Raw genomic sequence first — 15,673 nt, 5'->3', positions numbered from 1 at the left:
GCCTCCTTAGGCGGCAGTGTCGAGGACTTCGGTCAACCATTGGTTGGTGACTTCAACGCGGAAGTTAGGGTTTTCAGCCGGCGGCACATCGGTAAACCGGATGTTCCAAAATACCTTTCCTTGTTCCAGCTGGCTGGCCGTGTTCAGTTCGGTATCCGCGTAAACCTCGAAGTTGATCACTGCGCCCTGATTTTTCAGGTCACGCATGAACGCTTGAAGCCCTTCGGTCACGTCACTGATGTAGGTCTTGGTAATGCTGCGATCCACTGCCCATTTGTGGCCGGCCAGGATCGCGTCCATGACGATATCGACGGTGCGAACGCGGGTAACGAATGCCCATTTCGCATCACTGGAAAGCGTGCGGTTGCCCCACAGGCGGTAGCCGTCATCGCGAATGATGGTGGCAATATTGGCGTTATTGAGCAGGTTGGCCCGGCACGTTTCATCACCGTCCAAGAACTCAATAGGACGGGTGGTACCGGTGAGGCCCACAAATTCCTTGTTGGACGGCGACGCCCAAAACCCATACTCGGCATCGGTGTAAGCGAACATCCCCGCAGTCCAAGCGGACGACGGGGAATCAATGGTCTTACTCGCTACGGTGTCGAACTGCTGAACACCCGGATCGACCATGTAGATGCGCTTGCTGCCGAAGTTCTTGGCGTACTCCATGGCCGCTTCGTCAGTGGTGTTGGGGCCGTCAACGATAGCGAGGGCGCGCAGCTTCGTTGCCAAGCCATCCATGGCGGTGGCCACCGCCTGAGTGGCGGAATGCCCCGGGGCCACCAGCAGACGCGGCTGGGCGTTGAATCGGCTCTTACCGTCCAACAGCGCCTGTAGCCCTGTACGCTTACCATCGGCCTTCACGCCGCCGATAATGGCCGAGGTTTGCAACGCCTTGTCTTCAAGCTTGGCGACGCCGCAAGCGACAATCACGGCTTTGGAGCGAGTAAAAATCGCCTTGGCTGCGCGCGTGATAGCGGATTCAGGCCCGAACGCGGCCACCGCTTCGCTTTCGCGGGTCAGTAGCACCAGGTCGCCAGGCTGGGCCGAGAATTCCGGCGCCACGGTGAAGGTATCCACCAGGCCGATAATGGACGAAGACGGCAGCGCGATAGTGCGCGCGCCGGTGTCGACCAACGTTACGGTAACGCCGTGAAAACGACTTGTAGAAGGCATAGGCCCAATCTCCAGACATGAAAAAGCCCCGCACTGGCGGGGCTTCAGGGTTTAAGCGGGGGAATGAAAAACGCCCCGACAGTGCGGGGCGTTATTTGGTTTGCAGGGCGATCCAATCAGGCTTAGGAGGCCGGGATTCCAACAAAGGAAAATCACGGCTGGTAGGCCAATCACGTAGCGCCTGCACATAGTCAATCAGCTCTCCTGATTGGCTCGCCGTTAATGTAGTGGTCCGCTGCGCATCTGTTTCGTCACGGTGCCGCTCGCGCAACCACTTAACACTTTCAATCTCAGCGTCTCGCCATTGCCTGGCTTGCGCGGCCAGAACTTCCGGCGATGGCGGCGGCGGGTCTACCAATACTGGCTTCCCCGTTTTATCTGGAGCAATTTTACGCCCGCTCGTTTCACCGACAAGAAGCTCTTGACGGTATTCGTCAGTGATTTCAACACCACCGTTATCAGCCGACGAAAAGGCATATCGCCCGTCTTCATCAACCCATTTTGCATACACCGTGATTACCAGTTCTTTTTCACTGTTCATTTGTTTACCCAACCCCAGGCACGCCAGTTACATTGCGAACTTGTTGATGCGCCGACGTTCGGACTACCACGAACAAAAGAACACATGTTCTGAGCGGTAAAACCGGTCGTTGATGGGGCAGTCACCTGCCACATAGTCATTAGCGTCGCGCCAGCGTTAGAGCTGTCATAGGGAACAATGAATGGCGGTTGAGAAAACTGTTCTGCAAACGTGATGTTGACTTTGTCAGTGCTTGCAGCTGACAGGCCCCAGCACTCGAGCATGCCACCAGGCAAATACCGAAAGCCGTTCACACCTTTTGACTGCCGAAAATCAGAAGACTGCTCCATCTTGATACTGCGACTTGTCGCGCACCAAGTATTAGAACCCGTGCTGGTCAGCGTTAAAAAGTCTCCGTTATTGAGTGTTACCGACGAAGTAAACGCATTGAATCCCGCATTGATAATGTCAGCCCCCGATACACGGATGGTGTCGGGAGTCAGGAAACCATGGTCAACAAAAAAACTGATACACGCACCAGGCGGCACTGAGTTAGCGGAGGGTAATGTTGCGGTAATTGATCCATTACCCGATAACACCATCATGAAACCGATATGCGCGTTGGTCAGTACTTTCGTGGCTGTAGTGACAACCTCCAACCCACGAAATGAGCCCTGCGATTCACCTACAAACCTCGTAGTGGCAATGGACTCGTCCCTGTCATATTGTTGTGGTGTTGGGGCCTTCGGTTCACCGGTTAAAACTGGCGAATCCAGTGGCGCCAAGCCTTCCGTAATTTTCCGAAACTTAAGGGCAGTGGTACCTATGACAATGGCGCCATCTGTAGCCAGCGTCCACAACGTATCTGCGTTTACTGTTCCTCGCTCTACTACCACCTGAAGGCCAGGCGTCACCTTCTCAGAGGTATCAGCATCGACCGTACGCACCCAGCTATCAGGCCCAACCACGTACAAACCGTTGTCTTTCGCCTGAATTTGATCTTTTACCAGCACACGCGAATCCGCAGGCACCGCAAAACCATCAATAGCCTGAATGCCAGCCAGCACCACCGGCCCCGTGGTAGCCACCAATACCGACTGCTTGAAGTCCAGCCGGCTAATCGCGCCGGCTATAGATTCATCTACATACCGGCGCGTCGCCGTTACGACCGCTGGATCGATATTCAGCACCACGTTAGTGGAACTCTTGACGATGAAATTCATACGGACGGTTTGCGTTCGGCCGGCGCCCTGGGAAAGCTTCGGCTTGAAGCTCGGCGCGCAGTTGGCCACCGCCACCAGATCCCCGTCCGAGTCGAACAACCCCAACTCACGAATCCAGAAACCGCCCTCATCGGACGGGATAATCTGCTCGGCCACAAGGATGCCGGGGTTAGCCGGATCAGGGCCCAGCATGTTCAGCGGCGCTCGTCGGCGCTCATTGATCAACACCTTCTGCAAACGATCAGGTATAGGATCAGTGTTATTAGCGTCGCCCACAGCCATGTGGGTTAACTTCCAAGTCATCAAGCCAGCATCGGCTTTAACTTGCTTGGACTCCCCCACCGCCGTAAGGATGGCGAAAAACTGCGAATTAGCATCAATCATGGGTATACATCCAAAAGGTCTATGGAATGCTCACGGCCCGGCACGCCGACATAACAGTCGACCGAAATAAAGGCAGGCGTCAGGGGATAAACTTCAAGGTCATCAATGGTGTGCTCACGACCACCACCACCGATAACACCGGTCGTCTCAATGTCGCGAAGTACCGGCGGATAAACATCAATCTCGTCACCGTCATAGGCACTTGCAAAGATGTTGATAGCGCCAGTGCTTTCGAGGCTGATCGCCAACCCCGTCAGGTGCCGACTTACCGGCTTTGCGTCATCAATCAGCCTTTCCAACTCGGCATACATTTCTTCGGTAATGCCGGTTTCTAAAACGCCGACCTTGAGGGCAAACGTGCCCGGCACCCCCTTGGGCGTGGTTTCGTACCAGTGCTGCACGTCGATCAGGTACCCAAGCGGCTCAACGACTCGCCGCAGGGCACCTACAGTGCCCTTGTGGGCATGCACAAAGAACGATGAACGTATAACCGAGCGCTTGACCGCCTCCGACCAATTGTTGTCCCAGCGGTCGACCGACCAAGCCCAGGCCAGCAGCGGCAGATACGCAACCGGACACAAGTCCGGGTTGTAGAGCGTGCGTAACGGTATGTCGGTCTTACCGTCCGTGGCGGCCTCTATGGCGCGCTCCAGAAGCGTGCTGTTGAGCGGCAGAAGACTTTGCATGTCAGTCCCCCAACTTCACGGTAACGTCCGTGCAGTAAGCCGCCTGGGCCTTGGTGGGCCGTATATCCGACCAGCCCGGCAGCTCCACGCGTCTGACACCATTGATATGCAACTGGGCGTCGATCCCCGAGCGCGCCACTTCAACACCCAGCCGGCGCCGAGGGTTGACCCAAGCGTTCAGGCGCCGCTTCGCCTCAATCAGCAGGCTCTCGTTCTCGGAACCGGTGCCCTCCATGTGCAGAATCGCGTCAATGCGGTAATTGATTACCTCGGCGCCTTGCACAAAGATTCTGTCCGCCACCGGCAGGATGTTGTCTTGGCTTAGGTAGGCCTCCACTTGCTTGAGTAACGCCTGATCAGCCGTGCCGTCACCATTCAGGTGCTGCACAGTGACCACCACCACCGCCGGCGCGGGGCTTTCGGCCGTAGCGTCTCCCACCAGCGCCGAGGCGCTACGCGCATGCTGGATGTAACTGTTACGCGGACCGGCCGTGGTAAGCCCTTCGAAAGCCGCCTGTGCGCGCTCGCGCAGCGCGTCATGGGACTCCATGACTTTCGGCGACGGAGGAAAAGTCGCCTGATCCTCGGCCTGAATTACCAGACGATGAACATTGACGTTCGCGGCCAGCTGGTCAAGGTCGCCGCCCTGGGCGTATGCCAACAACAGTGCCTTGGCGGCATCGTTTACCCGAAGCTCGTAGCGGTCATCCTGAGTGTCAATGCCACCCATCAGAGCTGCGCAACGAGCGGGAACCTGGGCCGCATATACCTCGCGGCGTTCGCGCAGCAACTCCCAGTCGACTTTCTCGGTCAGGTCTTCTTCCCACGGCTCGCCCAGTGTGGTGTTTACAAAGGTCTTGAGCTTGCCCCGGTCCTTACCGGCCTTGACGCGCTCGTCTGCGATCTTCACCCAAGTGGTGAACGTTGAATAAATCGTCCAGATATGGAACGTCAGGCGGCGCGGTGTGCGGATAGGCTTATCATCCGCCCCGAACCACTCCATGCTGTCGCGGGTCCAGACGCCGGTTTTCTCGCAGATATAGCGGCCGGTGCGTGACGCCTCGACCATCTGGTAATGCTCAAACGCGCAGCCATTGCCGGACTCGCAGAGATACCAAGCCTTATCAACTTCGCCCAGGGCATCCTTGGACCACTTGAGCCCAAACGCCTCACCCTTGCCGCCCCACTTCAGCGTTTGCTCAGTGCGGCAGTGCGGGCACTGGATGTGAAAGCGCAGCAGGTAGGCTGATTCCTCGGCCGCTCGCGTAATCTGGCAGCTGCCCGCAAGCTTGGGCGTTGAGCCACGAATAGACTTAGGAAAGGTCGCGCCCTCTAGACGCTTATCCCCCAAGAAGGTGGGCGAACCCTCGTTGTTAATGTCCGCATCGAAGCTCGACAGCTCGTCGTAGCCCACTTCGTCCGGGCTTTTCTCCCGGTAGTTGCCCGCCGCCTTGCCGCCCAACCACCACAACACCTTGCGGTTTTCGAAGGTCTTTTGGTCTTCAGTGTTGTCCTTGTGCTTTTTACCGAACCAAGGCGCCATGGCCTTGATTACTGGTACATCGCGAATCATGGGGTCGACGTGCTTTTTCATGATGCCCTTGGCATCGTCGTCGGTCGGGCTCCACATGCAAACGCTGCGTTTCTTGTGCTTGATCTTGTAGGCGATGTTCGCCATCAGCATCTTGGTGTAACCGATGCGCGCCGATTTCGGCAGATTAAGCTCATGTATCAGGTCGTTACCCATAGCGTTCAGCAACGCGACCTGGAAAAACTCAGTCGTCCATTTGCCCTCTCCGTAGGACGACTCTGAGGACATGTAGAAATATTCGTCAGCCCACTCCACTGCCGTCATGGGCGGATCGACTTCAAGGGTTTTCAACCCGCGCCGGACCGCCTCAACCAGACTCTTGATCCAGGGTGGCGAGGTACTCATCCAAAAGCTCCGGTATGCGATCAGCCAACCCGGCAGCCGCGTTACGCGTAACGGCAATTTCCGTTTCAACAGCCTCCAAGTGGCGCACGTTGATATCGGGATGTTTGCGCTTCACGTTTTTATGAACAGTGTTGAGGGTTGAGGCCAACTGCGCGGACAGGCTGGCCAGGGCAAAGATCATGAATCCGACAGGAACCAGCTCCTTATCCCCGACCTTGTTTTTGCGTGCCTGGGCGTCGGCTTGTTCACGGGTCAACCGAAGTCGCTCACAATCAATCTTGTAACCAATGAGTGGATCGACCTCTAACGCGCCAGGTTGTTGCTTGCCGGTTTGGTGTTGCAGCCGGTTATCCACCACCGACCGAACGTCATAAAACGACTCTCGGCCGATCTTCGCGATGGCCGGTACGTCCCATTTATCAAAGGCCTGCACCGAAATACCGAGGCTGTCTGCCATGTTCTTCTTGTTCAACCAGCCAGGCTGTCGCGTGATCGTGGTGATCTTCGAAGACATAACAACAACCAACCTCTGAAAAAGGGTCACACGTAGCGAATGGGCGGGGCCCGAATTACCCCCATGAGGGGTGGGGGTCCGGGAGTACCTTTGGCTTTTCGTCCCAGCCTACCTGTCAAGGGAAAAAGGGGATTAAATCGAAGAAAAGGCCACTTTTTTTCACCTTTTCTCTGACTTCCCGTCGACTACAGCCATCAACGAGCCGAAGCCATCGCTTCAGCCCAGGCGGTCGCTGCGTCAGCCTGATAGTTCGCGTTGACAATGTTCTGCCCGATCTTGAAGAACGGGAAAATGGTTCGATACCTGGGCGCTGAATCGCTGAAGATAAATACCGGCCGTACCGCATCGCCCATGCCCATCGACTTGCGCTCCCACACACCCTTCGTGCCGTCGACATCACCCGAGAAGAAGCGATGGGCGTTGCCCTTACGTCGACTTCTGGCACTGCCACTGGCGTTTGCCTGATAGCCCCGCGTCGATTCAGCAGCACCCAGGCCTGATAGGATCTTCATCATAGTGCCGCGTGACACGTTGCCGTACTGATTCATAAAGGCCGTGGTGGGTACGGCAAATTGGTCACTGCGCATGATGCCGCGCGCTATCAACGATTTCTCGAAACGCTTGTGAGGCCGCAGGCCACCACTCACCGCCTGCTGTAGGTAAGTGTCAGCAGGAATGCCCGACGCCCATGAGTCTTTGAAGTAGACCTCAGCGGCTCGCGCCTTGGTGGCCATTTTTACGAACAGGCTGTTCAGCGTGGTCGGGGTGGGCCGGTCCAGGCGTTTCTGCATCACAGTGATGGTGCCCTTCTTGACCCGTTGTGCCAGTAAGGTCGCGGTGCGTGCCATCACAAATGGGATGTGCTTCTTCTCCAGCTCGCGCATGCCCGCAGAAACGGGGAACGCGTCCAGCGACATGTCGACCTTGAACATCGTCCCTCTCCTGCTCTGCCGATCTACTGACCGTTGGTGATACGGCCTGAAGCCGGGGCGCTAACGCCAGCCTTGCGCGCCAAGAATTGCGTATACAGGCCACCTGCAACGTCTGCACCTATCACCGCGATTACGATGCCCAAGCCGGCGGCCAGGTAGAGGTTGTTCCAAAGGGCCATTGCGAGCAGCAACGTGGCCATACCCAACAGTCCAGAAGCTAGAAAGCGCAGTGCCACTCGCTGAAGGATTTGGCGAAGGCCTAGGTCACTGCCTGATGCGCGAAGCATTTCTCCCGACAAACCGGCGAGGCTCAGCAGAACCAACAACCACAGAGGTACATCGGTCAGTGCCTGATGCTCGGAGTTCATCTTGAGTCCTCAAAAGGTCGACCTCCACGTCACTGGCATCCGCTTTAAGCAAGGAGACAGGCGTGGGGCCGAAAACAAACAAGCCCCGCGCTGTGCGGGGCCTGAAATTGGAATAAAAAAACCCGGCTCGATGGCCGGGTTTTTGAAAGCGTCTCGCTGCGTTCACAGCAGTTCACGCTGCAATGAAAACAGACGTATTCCGCGCGGAAAAGCTTTTTTTCTCATTTATGGTCACCGAGGATGTGCGCTCCCCACAACCAGCCATAGAATGGCATGAATACCTAGACTCAGACCCCCAAAAAGGAAATTTCCAGGCTGATGAATAACAAAAACCCAACCTTTCGTGGAGCAGAACCCACATGGGCGAACGCCTGTGTTGGTAACAACGGTCAACCTAGTTACGTTGAATACTCAGAGGGTTTCTCAAAAGCGGCAAACATTCTGATAGACCTGGTTATCAATGATCGAAGCAGTCACTTCAGTGTCGACGAATTTGTTTACCCAGTCTGCTTCAATATGCGCCATTCAGTTGAATTAAGACTAAAAGGCGCCATTGATGAAATAATCGAAATTGCCAAACTCAAAAAAATCAATCTTCACTTCAACTCCTCCAGCTCACACGACATCAACATAATTTGGAGTTTTTTTAAAACACAATCGGAGAATATCGACAAAAGATATATAGCGGCAAACCTAAAAGTAGAAGCAACAATTTTAGATATTGCAGAAGTTGATCCAACCGGGCAAACATTTCGCTACCCATTTAGTAATGACTCTCAAAAACACTTAACAGAAGTATCCGTTATAAATTTCATTCTCCTGAAAAAGAAATTTAACGATCTCGAAAAAAATCTAGAATCACTTCACAAACTCAATAACTGGTTGCGATCAGAGTACAACCAAGGTTCCTTTACAGAAAAACTATCTCGACTGGAAATTTTTAGAATTGCAAAAGAGCTACCACGCATCGAGAAATGGAGAGATGAGGAATTCACTTTATTAAAGGATCGTATCAAGGCAGAGTATGGGCTTGGGAGTAGAGACTTCTCAAAAGTCGTGGATATCATAAAAACCCATTATAATCTCGCCCCAATGATAAATTCCCCGCTCCCACTAAAAGGTATTTCAGAAAAAAAACTTTTTCAATTTATTGATGAGTGGTTCAAGGAGAATCCAGACTTCCGAAAGGATCTGGACAAACCATATACTGAAATAATATTTGACAAAGAAAGCTTGCTAGCTAGCCTGCTAGCGAGAGGCGGCCCACAAAACAAAATATGGGATATCTTTATTACTGAAGTCAACGCAGAGTATTTGGCGGGGCTTGAAACTTTATTTTACTTCGCACGTGACAGAGAATTTGTTGAATACTATGACAGACTCTACGACATCCATCTCGCTCAAGCCAATGCCAACTTGGCTTACGGTAGTGATTTAAAAGATGACTTCATGCACATATTCAGCAAAAGTAATGCCATTGACAACCTTTTGATATCTCTATTTTCTCTGCAGCACACAGAGTTAGCGGAAAGCATCATTGGCACCTACGGACTTGAAGGCGCATTCAAATGGTTAGATGACGCTCGATCAGGCAGACTATTTGCTTACCCAGATCTTGCCGGTTATTAATAAAAAATATTTACGGTAAGTATCAAACATCTGCCGACGCCAGCTCGGCAGATATACAATTAACAAGTCATGCAACGCTATACATCGGGCAAACAACGCAGTCGATCCAAGCTACTCCTGCACGCACTAGTTCCCTAGCTTTTCCCTCACTTAACCCATAATGCTTTCCTACTCGCAACATGGGCCATTTAGCACCAAAGTACAGCCAGATCACGTCTCCCATCTGCTGATCGCGATGGGCTAGTCTCGCAACCGCACCATCAATAGCCGTCGCCCATTCGTCAGTAATGCAATAGCCCTTGCTCGATGATGGATAAGCGGTCGCCTGACGCATCAGCGCGAGCGTAGGCGATGTGTAACCTGGCACCCCAGCCCCGTCCATCCGCCACCAGCCCCACTGCTCAAGCAGGTATTCAGTATCCCCCAATGGCCGGCCAGCCGGCTTACGAATCATCATGCTCTCAATCCCCTGTGTAATTTGTTCCGCCTGCTCCCAGGCGGTTTGGTTGCTCGTATTGGCTCTGTGGCCCTATCGCTGTTGGAGGAGTCTTTAATGCCAAAATTTCGCGCTGTGCCTGCTGCAATTTGAAGCTCAACTGGATTACCAACTCATCGACAGAAAGCACCAACTTGGTCCCGTGAACAACCCAACCTGAGCCGTTGCAATCCGTGCAAACCAGCTCATAAAACACCCCCGCCACTACCGCCCTACCCTTGCAGATCGAGCAAGGTTCAAGCTCGATCCGCTCCCGCTTAAAGCCAGGCCCCTGTCGTTTCTGCACGTTTTAAAACCTCGCCCTTAACAAATTGTGGTTCTGCCTCGCAGGCCCCGCCGTTCAAGGCGTCTACGAGGTTTTGCGAATCTTCATATCTAACGCCTGTCTGCGCGTGAATCGCCTTGAAACCACGCTCATCTAACCAGTTGTGCCACTTCACCAAGGCCAGGCGGCGCTGCTCTTTGGCCTGGGTGTTGATGTAGGTAGAGGCGATCTTGCCCAGGGAGTGGTTGAGCAGCATCTCGCCGATGTGCCCGTCGACGCCAAGGTCAGTCCAGGCAGTGCGGGCCACCTTGCGCAGGTCGTGACTGGTCCATGCGCCCTGCCCTAGCCGTGTGAATACAGCGCTTGCCTGGTTGTCGCTGAGCGGGTTGCCACGGCGTGACGGGAACAGGAAGGCCCCTTCGTATCCCTGGGCGGTCTGGCGGTCACGGTAGCGGCGCAGCAACGCGCACACTTGGTCGGTCAGTGGCACACGCAGCTCGGTCTTGGTCTTGGTGTGTTCGGCAGGCAGGAACCACTCGCGTTCTGGCAGTGCAATGTCAGCCCACCGCGCCTGGCGGGTTTCGCCGATGCGGGTGCCGTGGCACAGCATCATCAAGGCCAGCACGGCGTCACCTGGTGCGCTGTCGAAACGGTCGGCCAGCAACCTCACCAGATCGGGCAGCTGAACATCGCGCAGGCGGGCCGGCTTGGGCTGGATGCACGCCGTTGTGAACTGACTGAATTTGAGTTCTGCCAAGGGATTAACGGGGATCAGGTCGAGCTTGCGCGCCTGACGGAAGGCCATGGCGACAAGGCGGAACAGCTGCTGTACATACGACAGCGACAGTTGCGCCTGGGCCGGCCACATCAGCAGCTTGTCCAAGGTCTGGGCGTTTACGTCGCTGATCAGTAAATCATCCAGGCGCGGCTTGAGCTGGCAGCTGATCGCAGACTTGATCGCGGCTCGGCGCTTGTCCGAAAGCGCGCGCGACTTGGCCATACGCTCAGCGAACCAATCGAGCAGCTCGCCCACAGTCACCCAGCCTGAAACACTGGCCGCGCTGTCGGCAGCAACCCGCAAGCGCACCGCTGGCAGTGCCGCGATCACCTGCTTGGTGTTCAGGTCAGGAAAGCCGCCGATGCGATGCCATTTGCGCTTGTTGAGCAGGTACCAGGAGCCGCGCGTGCGATTCTTGGCGAAACGGAAGTGCAGCGCCGGGTGGCCGGCGTCCCGCAGATCACGTACATGCTCAAGCTTGGCATTGCGGGCAATCTCGGCATCTGACAGCTTCACCGTCAGGGTTTTGATTTGGGTGTTCAAAACGCGCCCTCCTCCGGATTAAGGAGGTCGATAACCTCAAACGTCGACGGCCACATCTGGCCGCCGTATCGAACTGCCATGGCCCTATCAAAAAAGAGCGCTAGCGCATGATCTGGCGCACTCCCCAGGTCTATCTTGGATGAACAGCAAAACACCGCGTAGCGGTACAGGTCAGGCTTCGGAACCGCAAGGCGGGGATCTGCCATTAGAATTGATCCTTTTGTTTGTAGCGGTCAGCCATGCTGGTGACCTTTGCAGGCTTGGACGGCTCAACCCATCCAGCAGCCAGTTGTTCAAATCGGCTGTACTGCCCGAGGAAGGCAGCACGCACGGTGCCACCGGCGATGTCACGGCCCTTGCCAATGATGATTTCGGCAATGCCCTTCGCTTCGGAATGCTCGTGGTAAACCTCGTCGCGGTAGACGAACAAGATGATGTCGGCGTCTTGCTCAATGGCGCCGGATTCGCGCAGGTCAGAGCACATTGGGCGCTTGTTGGGGCGTTTTTCGCACTCACGCGAGAGCTGGCTGAGCAGAATCACCGGGATGCCCAGTTCGCGAGCCATCAGTTTCGCGGTGCGGGTCATGTGGCTGACTTCCTGCTCTCGGCTGAACGTGCGTGAGTCGGAGTCCACCAGCTGCAGGTAATCGATCACCATCAGGTCCAGGCCGTATCGGCGCTTGTGACGACGGGCAGCGGCGCGCATCCGGTTCATCGACATCGATGCGCGGTCCGACAGGTACAGGCTGGAGTGCTTGAGCTTGCTGGCGGCACTCATCAGCTCGGCGCCATGGCTGTGCGGGGCTTTGCCGTTCTTGATCAGTTGCAGCGGTATGCGCCCTTCAGACGCCATGAAGCGGTCCATAAGGCCGGTGTTATCCATTTCGAGACTGAACGCCATCACGCTCTTGCCCTCACGAATGGCGGCGTTGGAAGCGATGTTCATGGCCAGGGTGGTTTTCCCCATGGCTGGACGGCCCGCAATGATGATCAGTTGGCCAGGCTTAAGACCCTGCAGTTTTTCGTCTAAGTCGGGAATGCCGGTTGATAGCCCATCAATCTCGTCGCCCCGGTCGGCGCGGGCCTGAAGCACCTCGATGTAGTCATCCAGGATGTGCTCTGCCTTGATCACTTCGGATGTGGCCGACTGACTGTCGACCGCCTGGGCCTCGGCCTGCACCGCTGCGACCTTGTCCACGGTGGACTGGTCGCCATAAGCGATATCGTTGATCCGAACGCTCAATGCGATCAGTGATCTATCCAGGCTGCGCTCGCGAACGGTTCCGGCATAAGACGCAGCGTTCGCAACGCTTGGCGTGTTACGGGCGATATCGGCGGCGTACGCGAAGGCGGGAGAACCGCAAGGCAGGTCCCCGACACGAGCGCCGATAGTCACGATATCAACCGGCTGGCCGGCGCCATGCAAGTCCAAGATGCCGCGATAGATGGCGGCGTTGTCATCGTAGTAGAAATCGTCGACGGCCAGATCTGCACTGAGTAGATCGATCAGCTCAGGGCGCAGGAACATTGCCCCCAGTACACCGTGTTCGGCCTCGAGGCTGTATGGGTCACGCATTGTAATTTCCCTCCACGACCTTCACGAAGTTGCTCGGCTTGATCAACCAGTCGAACGTCGCCCGAAAAGGCTTAGCCCCGTCCCGGCCCTCACCCTCCCCCATCAGGAATGAACTCGAAGCAACCAGCGCAAAGAACTCAGCCCAAAAATCTAAATCCTGATGAACCGAACTTTCGTTCCAGCGTGCCGCGATCTTGGTCACTCGGTCTTTGGTGAGCATCGCAACCTGAGGGAGTGCAGGTAGCGTTTTGTTGAACAGGTCGACAATTGCCTGAGACGGGCACTTCGGCTTCGCAACTTTCGCTGGTTGGTCACCGCCAACAAGAGGTGATGATTCAATTGATGGTTCTATTACGGTTCTGGGTGCAGCTGCTGCGGGGGTTTTTGTCGTTAGCTGCGGGGGTGGCGGTGCATCTGGTGCGGGGTGCATTTCTTGCGGGGGTGCATATGCTGCCGGGGTGAGGGTGTACATAGTCGAGCGTCCCATCCGTTCACGGACGGACAAGATGCTTGCTTGCCCTAACCACTTGATCGCGCCCTGAACGGTCCTTTCGGCAAGGCATGTACGTTCAGCGATACGAGCGACCGAAGGCCAGCAAACACCCTCGTCGTTTGCGTTGTCAGCCAGCGATATCAGGACAGCCTTCTGCGGGCCGCTCATGCCTTGCAACGGCCAGCACAGGCTCATGATTATGGTGCTCATGCGGAAACATCCTGGGCAGGTGCTAGGGACGCCTTCAAATAATCGAGGCATTCCCGGCGAAATTGAGACTTGGATGCATGCGAGTACTGGCCGCTAATCATGAGGGCGGCATTCATCGCTGCGGATTGATTGGTGACCGCGTGTCGAGACACCTTTTCGGACTCGCCGGGTAGTGTCGCGACATCGCCAGTACTATTGACTGCGGGGGTGTTGTTGGTCATTATCCACCTCGATCTAAAGCTTCACGGAACCGCCCTGCCAGGCGGTTTTTTTATGTCTGCGATTTGGTCACTGTATGAATTAACAGCTAACCCAAAACCTCTATCCGGCCTTCCCGCTACGGCGGAAAATGGCGCCATCGAACGATCAAACTACTGATCGTTGAGATGGAAACGGACGCTGCTCTTTCGCTTGAAAACTTCCATCAGGCAGCTCAAGCACACGGATGTCCCGTTTAGCTGTAAGTGCCTTATGGATTGCAGGGGCCGTGACGCGAAGAAGCCGGGCTGCCTCGGATTGCCCTTTTTCAGCAACAAAGTCGTCGAGGGGGGTTTCGTTCATGATTAGGCCTCGGTTGTAGATGAGGTCGATATTAACCATCTGTTAATTTTTAATCAATACCGATGGTTTCTTCTATTATTTAACCATTGGTATACATTCGCGAGATGACCAAGAAACGAATCCTTCCACCAGAGCTGCTCGCCGAGTGCTCAGCCGCGCACGACCTATTCCTCTCAAAAAAGAATGAGTTGAAGCTCAGTCAGAAAAAAATCGCAGATGAAGCGGGAATGACGCCTGCAGCAGTGAACCTCTACTTCAAGGGTATAAACCCCCTGAACTCCAAGTTCGCAGCAGTCCTCGCGCGCATGCTTGATGAGCCGGTTTCTGCGTTCAGTCCTCGCCTTGCTAATGAAATAGCGGCCCTGACGAGCATGCCGGCCAAAGAAGTTGCTGTGCCGGGGTCAAGCGCCGCAGAGAAAGTGATGGCGATGATCCGCAAGCACGCAGGCAGAAACCTTGATGCAGACGCGCAGGAGAAAATTGCTGCTGCGGCGCTGGCTGCGGCCGGAGAGGCTCAAGGAAAGGTGATTCATGCTGACTTTTCGGGGCTGAAGGCTAGACCCGAGGAAATAGTCATTCGGCAATACGACGTTCGCGCAGCAATGGGCCACGGCCAAGTTCCTGCTGATTACAACGAAGTCATCAGAAACCTGATCATCCGCGAGGACGTGCTGCGCGAGAAAGGCGTCTCCTACACATCTCCCAACTCCCTGGCGATGATCACGGGCTGGGGTCAAAGTATGGAAGGAACGATCAATGACAAAGACCCGCTCATCGTCGATAAGGGAGTCAACGAGTTCGCCGGCGATGGTATCTATGTTCTGACGTGGCATGAGCACCTGTACATCAAACGCGTTCAGGTCATGGATGCGGAGAGATTCTGGTTGATCTCAGACAATGCCAAACATAAGGACCAGGAAGCCAGGATTGAGGATGTGACAATTCACGCAAAGGTTCTGATGATCTGGAATGCGCGCAAGGCCTAAGGTTTATGGGGTGCTGGCAAGCGATCAACGAAGCCCGGCCAAAAGCCGGGCTTTTTGTATAAAAAGATCAGGAAAAAACGTCATCTTCAACTGGCGCAACCTCACCTACATCCAGCACCAGGTCATCATCACTCGGTGCGTCCCACTCTATCAAAACCCCTCCATCATCCTGAAAGATCATTGCTACACCGTCCGTTTCAGCGATCTGACTCATCACCTCATCCCACTCCGCGTCCTGGTCAGAATCAAGTCGATGAATTAACGCCGAACACCGCTCCTGCGCGCGCGGTGAGTTGATCATCGAGGCCACGCGCAGCGATAGGCGTTCAACAGCCGGTATTACTTGCCGCTCCTTTGCTTCAGACGTCTTCCGCTTCGCCATTCCCACCCCCAA

18 protein-coding genes are annotated in these 15,673 nt (G+C 55.2%); 2 read left to right on the top strand and 16 right to left on the bottom strand.

Annotation, left to right across the window (positions count from 1 at the left end):
• Positions 1-6: 6 nt before the first annotated feature.
• The 8 genes from CRN80_RS19905 to CRN80_RS19875 form a co-directional block, all read right to left on the bottom strand.
• Complete coding sequence (locus CRN80_RS19905; RefSeq protein ID WP_034117643.1) at positions 7-1,179, bottom strand: phage tail sheath family protein; 1,173 nt, start codon at positions 1,177-1,179, stop codon at positions 7-9.
• Positions 1,180-1,270: 91 nt separating this feature from the next.
• Complete coding sequence (locus CRN80_RS30865) at positions 1,271-1,720, bottom strand: phage tail assembly chaperone (RefSeq protein ID WP_138183548.1); 450 nt, start codon at positions 1,718-1,720, stop codon at positions 1,271-1,273.
• A complete protein-coding gene (locus CRN80_RS19900; protein ID WP_034117642.1) occupies positions 1,717-3,306 on the bottom strand; it encodes a phage tail protein in 1,590 nt (529 codons plus the stop codon). The genes CRN80_RS30865 and CRN80_RS19900 overlap by 4 nt, the downstream gene beginning before the upstream one ends.
• Positions 3,303-3,992 (bottom strand): phage tail protein I, encoded by a 690-nt coding sequence (locus CRN80_RS19895; RefSeq protein ID WP_034117641.1) that lies wholly within the window; start codon positions 3,990-3,992, stop codon positions 3,303-3,305. Before CRN80_RS19895 ends, CRN80_RS19900 begins: the two co-directional genes overlap by 4 nt.
• Before the next feature lies 1 nt (position 3,993).
• A complete protein-coding gene (locus tag CRN80_RS31810) occupies positions 3,994-5,928 on the bottom strand; it encodes a terminase gpA endonuclease subunit (protein ID WP_178081027.1) in 1,935 nt (644 codons plus the stop codon).
• Positions 5,891-6,442 carry a terminase small subunit gene (locus CRN80_RS19885; RefSeq protein WP_034117633.1) on the bottom strand — a complete coding sequence of 184 codons (552 nt, stop codon included), beginning with the start codon at positions 6,440-6,442 and terminating at the stop codon, positions 5,891-5,893. Before CRN80_RS19885 ends, CRN80_RS31810 begins: the two co-directional genes overlap by 38 nt.
• A 194-nt stretch (positions 6,443-6,636) precedes the next feature.
• Positions 6,637-7,374 (bottom strand): hypothetical protein, encoded by a 738-nt coding sequence (locus tag CRN80_RS19880; RefSeq protein WP_034117632.1) that lies wholly within the window; start codon positions 7,372-7,374, stop codon positions 6,637-6,639.
• Between the two features lie 23 nt (positions 7,375-7,397).
• Positions 7,398-7,742, bottom strand: coding sequence for a phage holin family protein (locus tag CRN80_RS19875; RefSeq protein ID WP_034117631.1), 345 nt, complete (start codon positions 7,740-7,742; stop codon positions 7,398-7,400).
• 318 nt (positions 7,743-8,060) lie between these two features.
• On the opposite strand from CRN80_RS19875, the gene CRN80_RS19870 reads away from it, so the two are divergent.
• A complete protein-coding gene (locus CRN80_RS19870) occupies positions 8,061-9,371 on the top strand; it encodes a hypothetical protein (RefSeq protein ID WP_034117630.1) in 1,311 nt (436 codons plus the stop codon).
• Positions 9,372-9,438: 67 nt separating this feature from the next.
• Here CRN80_RS19870 and CRN80_RS19865 read toward each other — a convergent pair whose 3' ends face one another.
• The 7 genes from CRN80_RS19865 to CRN80_RS19835 all read right to left on the bottom strand — a co-directional run bounded on the left by CRN80_RS19865 (position 9,439) and on the right by CRN80_RS19835 (position 14,293).
• Positions 9,439-9,828 carry an antiterminator Q family protein gene (locus CRN80_RS19865; RefSeq protein ID WP_178081026.1) on the bottom strand — a complete coding sequence of 130 codons (390 nt, stop codon included), beginning with the start codon at positions 9,826-9,828 and terminating at the stop codon, positions 9,439-9,441.
• A 296-nt stretch (positions 9,829-10,124) separates the two neighbouring features.
• Entirely contained in the window at positions 10,125-11,453 is a 1,329-nt protein-coding gene (locus CRN80_RS19855) for a site-specific integrase (protein WP_034117628.1), read from the bottom strand.
• Positions 11,450-11,659, bottom strand: a complete 210-nt coding sequence (locus CRN80_RS31800; protein WP_034117627.1) for a hypothetical protein — start codon at positions 11,657-11,659, stop codon at positions 11,450-11,452. The genes CRN80_RS19855 and CRN80_RS31800 overlap by 4 nt, the downstream gene beginning before the upstream one ends.
• Complete coding sequence (gene dnaB, locus CRN80_RS19845) at positions 11,659-13,029, bottom strand: replicative DNA helicase (RefSeq protein WP_034117626.1); 1,371 nt, start codon at positions 13,027-13,029, stop codon at positions 11,659-11,661. Before dnaB ends, CRN80_RS31800 begins: the two co-directional genes overlap by 1 nt.
• Positions 13,022-13,732, bottom strand: coding sequence for a helix-turn-helix domain-containing protein (locus tag CRN80_RS19840; protein ID WP_080752911.1), 711 nt, complete (start codon positions 13,730-13,732; stop codon positions 13,022-13,024). Before CRN80_RS19840 ends, dnaB begins: the two co-directional genes overlap by 8 nt.
• A complete protein-coding gene (locus CRN80_RS30860) occupies positions 13,729-13,953 on the bottom strand; it encodes a hypothetical protein (protein ID WP_138183547.1) in 225 nt (74 codons plus the stop codon). The genes CRN80_RS19840 and CRN80_RS30860 overlap by 4 nt, the downstream gene beginning before the upstream one ends.
• A 145-nt stretch (positions 13,954-14,098) precedes the next feature.
• Positions 14,099-14,293 carry a Cro/CI family transcriptional regulator gene (locus CRN80_RS19835; protein WP_034117916.1) on the bottom strand — a complete coding sequence of 65 codons (195 nt, stop codon included), beginning with the start codon at positions 14,291-14,293 and terminating at the stop codon, positions 14,099-14,101.
• A 104-nt stretch (positions 14,294-14,397) separates the two neighbouring features.
• Here CRN80_RS19835 and CRN80_RS19830 point away from each other — a divergent pair, with 104 nt between their 5' ends.
• Positions 14,398-15,279, top strand: coding sequence for an XRE family transcriptional regulator (locus CRN80_RS19830; RefSeq protein WP_034117625.1), 882 nt, complete (start codon positions 14,398-14,400; stop codon positions 15,277-15,279).
• A gap of 67 nt (positions 15,280-15,346) precedes the next feature.
• On the opposite strand, the gene CRN80_RS19825 is transcribed toward CRN80_RS19830, so the two are convergent.
• The gene (locus tag CRN80_RS19825; RefSeq protein ID WP_034117624.1) at positions 15,347-15,661 is read right to left on the bottom strand and encodes a DUF1654 domain-containing protein; all 315 of its coding nucleotides are present in this window, start codon (positions 15,659-15,661) and stop codon (positions 15,347-15,349) included.
• Positions 15,662-15,673 lie beyond the last annotated feature (12 nt).

It is taken from the genome of Pseudomonas sp. FDAARGOS_380, from assembly GCF_002591235.1.
Classification (GTDB): Bacteria; Pseudomonadota; Gammaproteobacteria; order Pseudomonadales; family Pseudomonadaceae; genus Aquipseudomonas; species Aquipseudomonas salmasensis.
The sequence above is the reverse complement of the archived record's forward strand: the minus strand, read 5'-3'. Positions and strand labels throughout refer to the sequence as shown.

Coding starts and splice junctions, on each gene's coding strand:
- CRN80_RS19905 (WP_034117643.1), bottom strand. CDS start 1,179: ATGCCTTCTACAAGTCGTTTTCACGGCGTTACCGTAACGTTGGTCGAC.
- CRN80_RS30865 (WP_138183548.1), bottom strand. CDS start 1,720: ATGAACAGTGAAAAAGAACTGGTAATCACGGTGTATGCAAAATGGGTT.
- CRN80_RS19900 (WP_034117642.1), bottom strand. CDS start 3,306: ATGATTGATGCTAATTCGCAGTTTTTCGCCATCCTTACGGCGGTGGGG.
- CRN80_RS19895 (WP_034117641.1), bottom strand. CDS start 3,992: ATGCAAAGTCTTCTGCCGCTCAACAGCACGCTTCTGGAGCGCGCCATA.
- CRN80_RS31810 (WP_178081027.1), bottom strand. CDS start 5,928: ATGAGTACCTCGCCACCCTGGATCAAGAGTCTGGTTGAGGCGGTCCGG.
- CRN80_RS19885 (WP_034117633.1), bottom strand. CDS start 6,442: ATGTCTTCGAAGATCACCACGATCACGCGACAGCCTGGCTGGTTGAAC.
- CRN80_RS19880 (WP_034117632.1), bottom strand. CDS start 7,374: ATGTTCAAGGTCGACATGTCGCTGGACGCGTTCCCCGTTTCTGCGGGC.
- CRN80_RS19875 (WP_034117631.1), bottom strand. CDS start 7,742: ATGAACTCCGAGCATCAGGCACTGACCGATGTACCTCTGTGGTTGTTG.
- CRN80_RS19870 (WP_034117630.1), top strand. CDS start 8,061: ATGAATAACAAAAACCCAACCTTTCGTGGAGCAGAACCCACATGGGCG.
- CRN80_RS19865 (WP_178081026.1), bottom strand. CDS start 9,828: ATGATGATTCGTAAGCCGGCTGGCCGGCCATTGGGGGATACTGAATAC.
- CRN80_RS31800 (WP_034117627.1), bottom strand. CDS start 11,659: ATGGCAGATCCCCGCCTTGCGGTTCCGAAGCCTGACCTGTACCGCTAC.
- dnaB (WP_034117626.1), bottom strand. CDS start 13,029: ATGCGTGACCCATACAGCCTCGAGGCCGAACACGGTGTACTGGGGGCA.
- CRN80_RS19840 (WP_080752911.1), bottom strand. CDS start 13,732: ATGAGCACCATAATCATGAGCCTGTGCTGGCCGTTGCAAGGCATGAGC.
- CRN80_RS30860 (WP_138183547.1), bottom strand. CDS start 13,953: ATGACCAACAACACCCCCGCAGTCAATAGTACTGGCGATGTCGCGACA.
- CRN80_RS19835 (WP_034117916.1), bottom strand. CDS start 14,293: ATGAACGAAACCCCCCTCGACGACTTTGTTGCTGAAAAAGGGCAATCC.
- CRN80_RS19830 (WP_034117625.1), top strand. CDS start 14,398: ATGACCAAGAAACGAATCCTTCCACCAGAGCTGCTCGCCGAGTGCTCA.
- CRN80_RS19825 (WP_034117624.1), bottom strand. CDS start 15,661: ATGGCGAAGCGGAAGACGTCTGAAGCAAAGGAGCGGCAAGTAATACCG.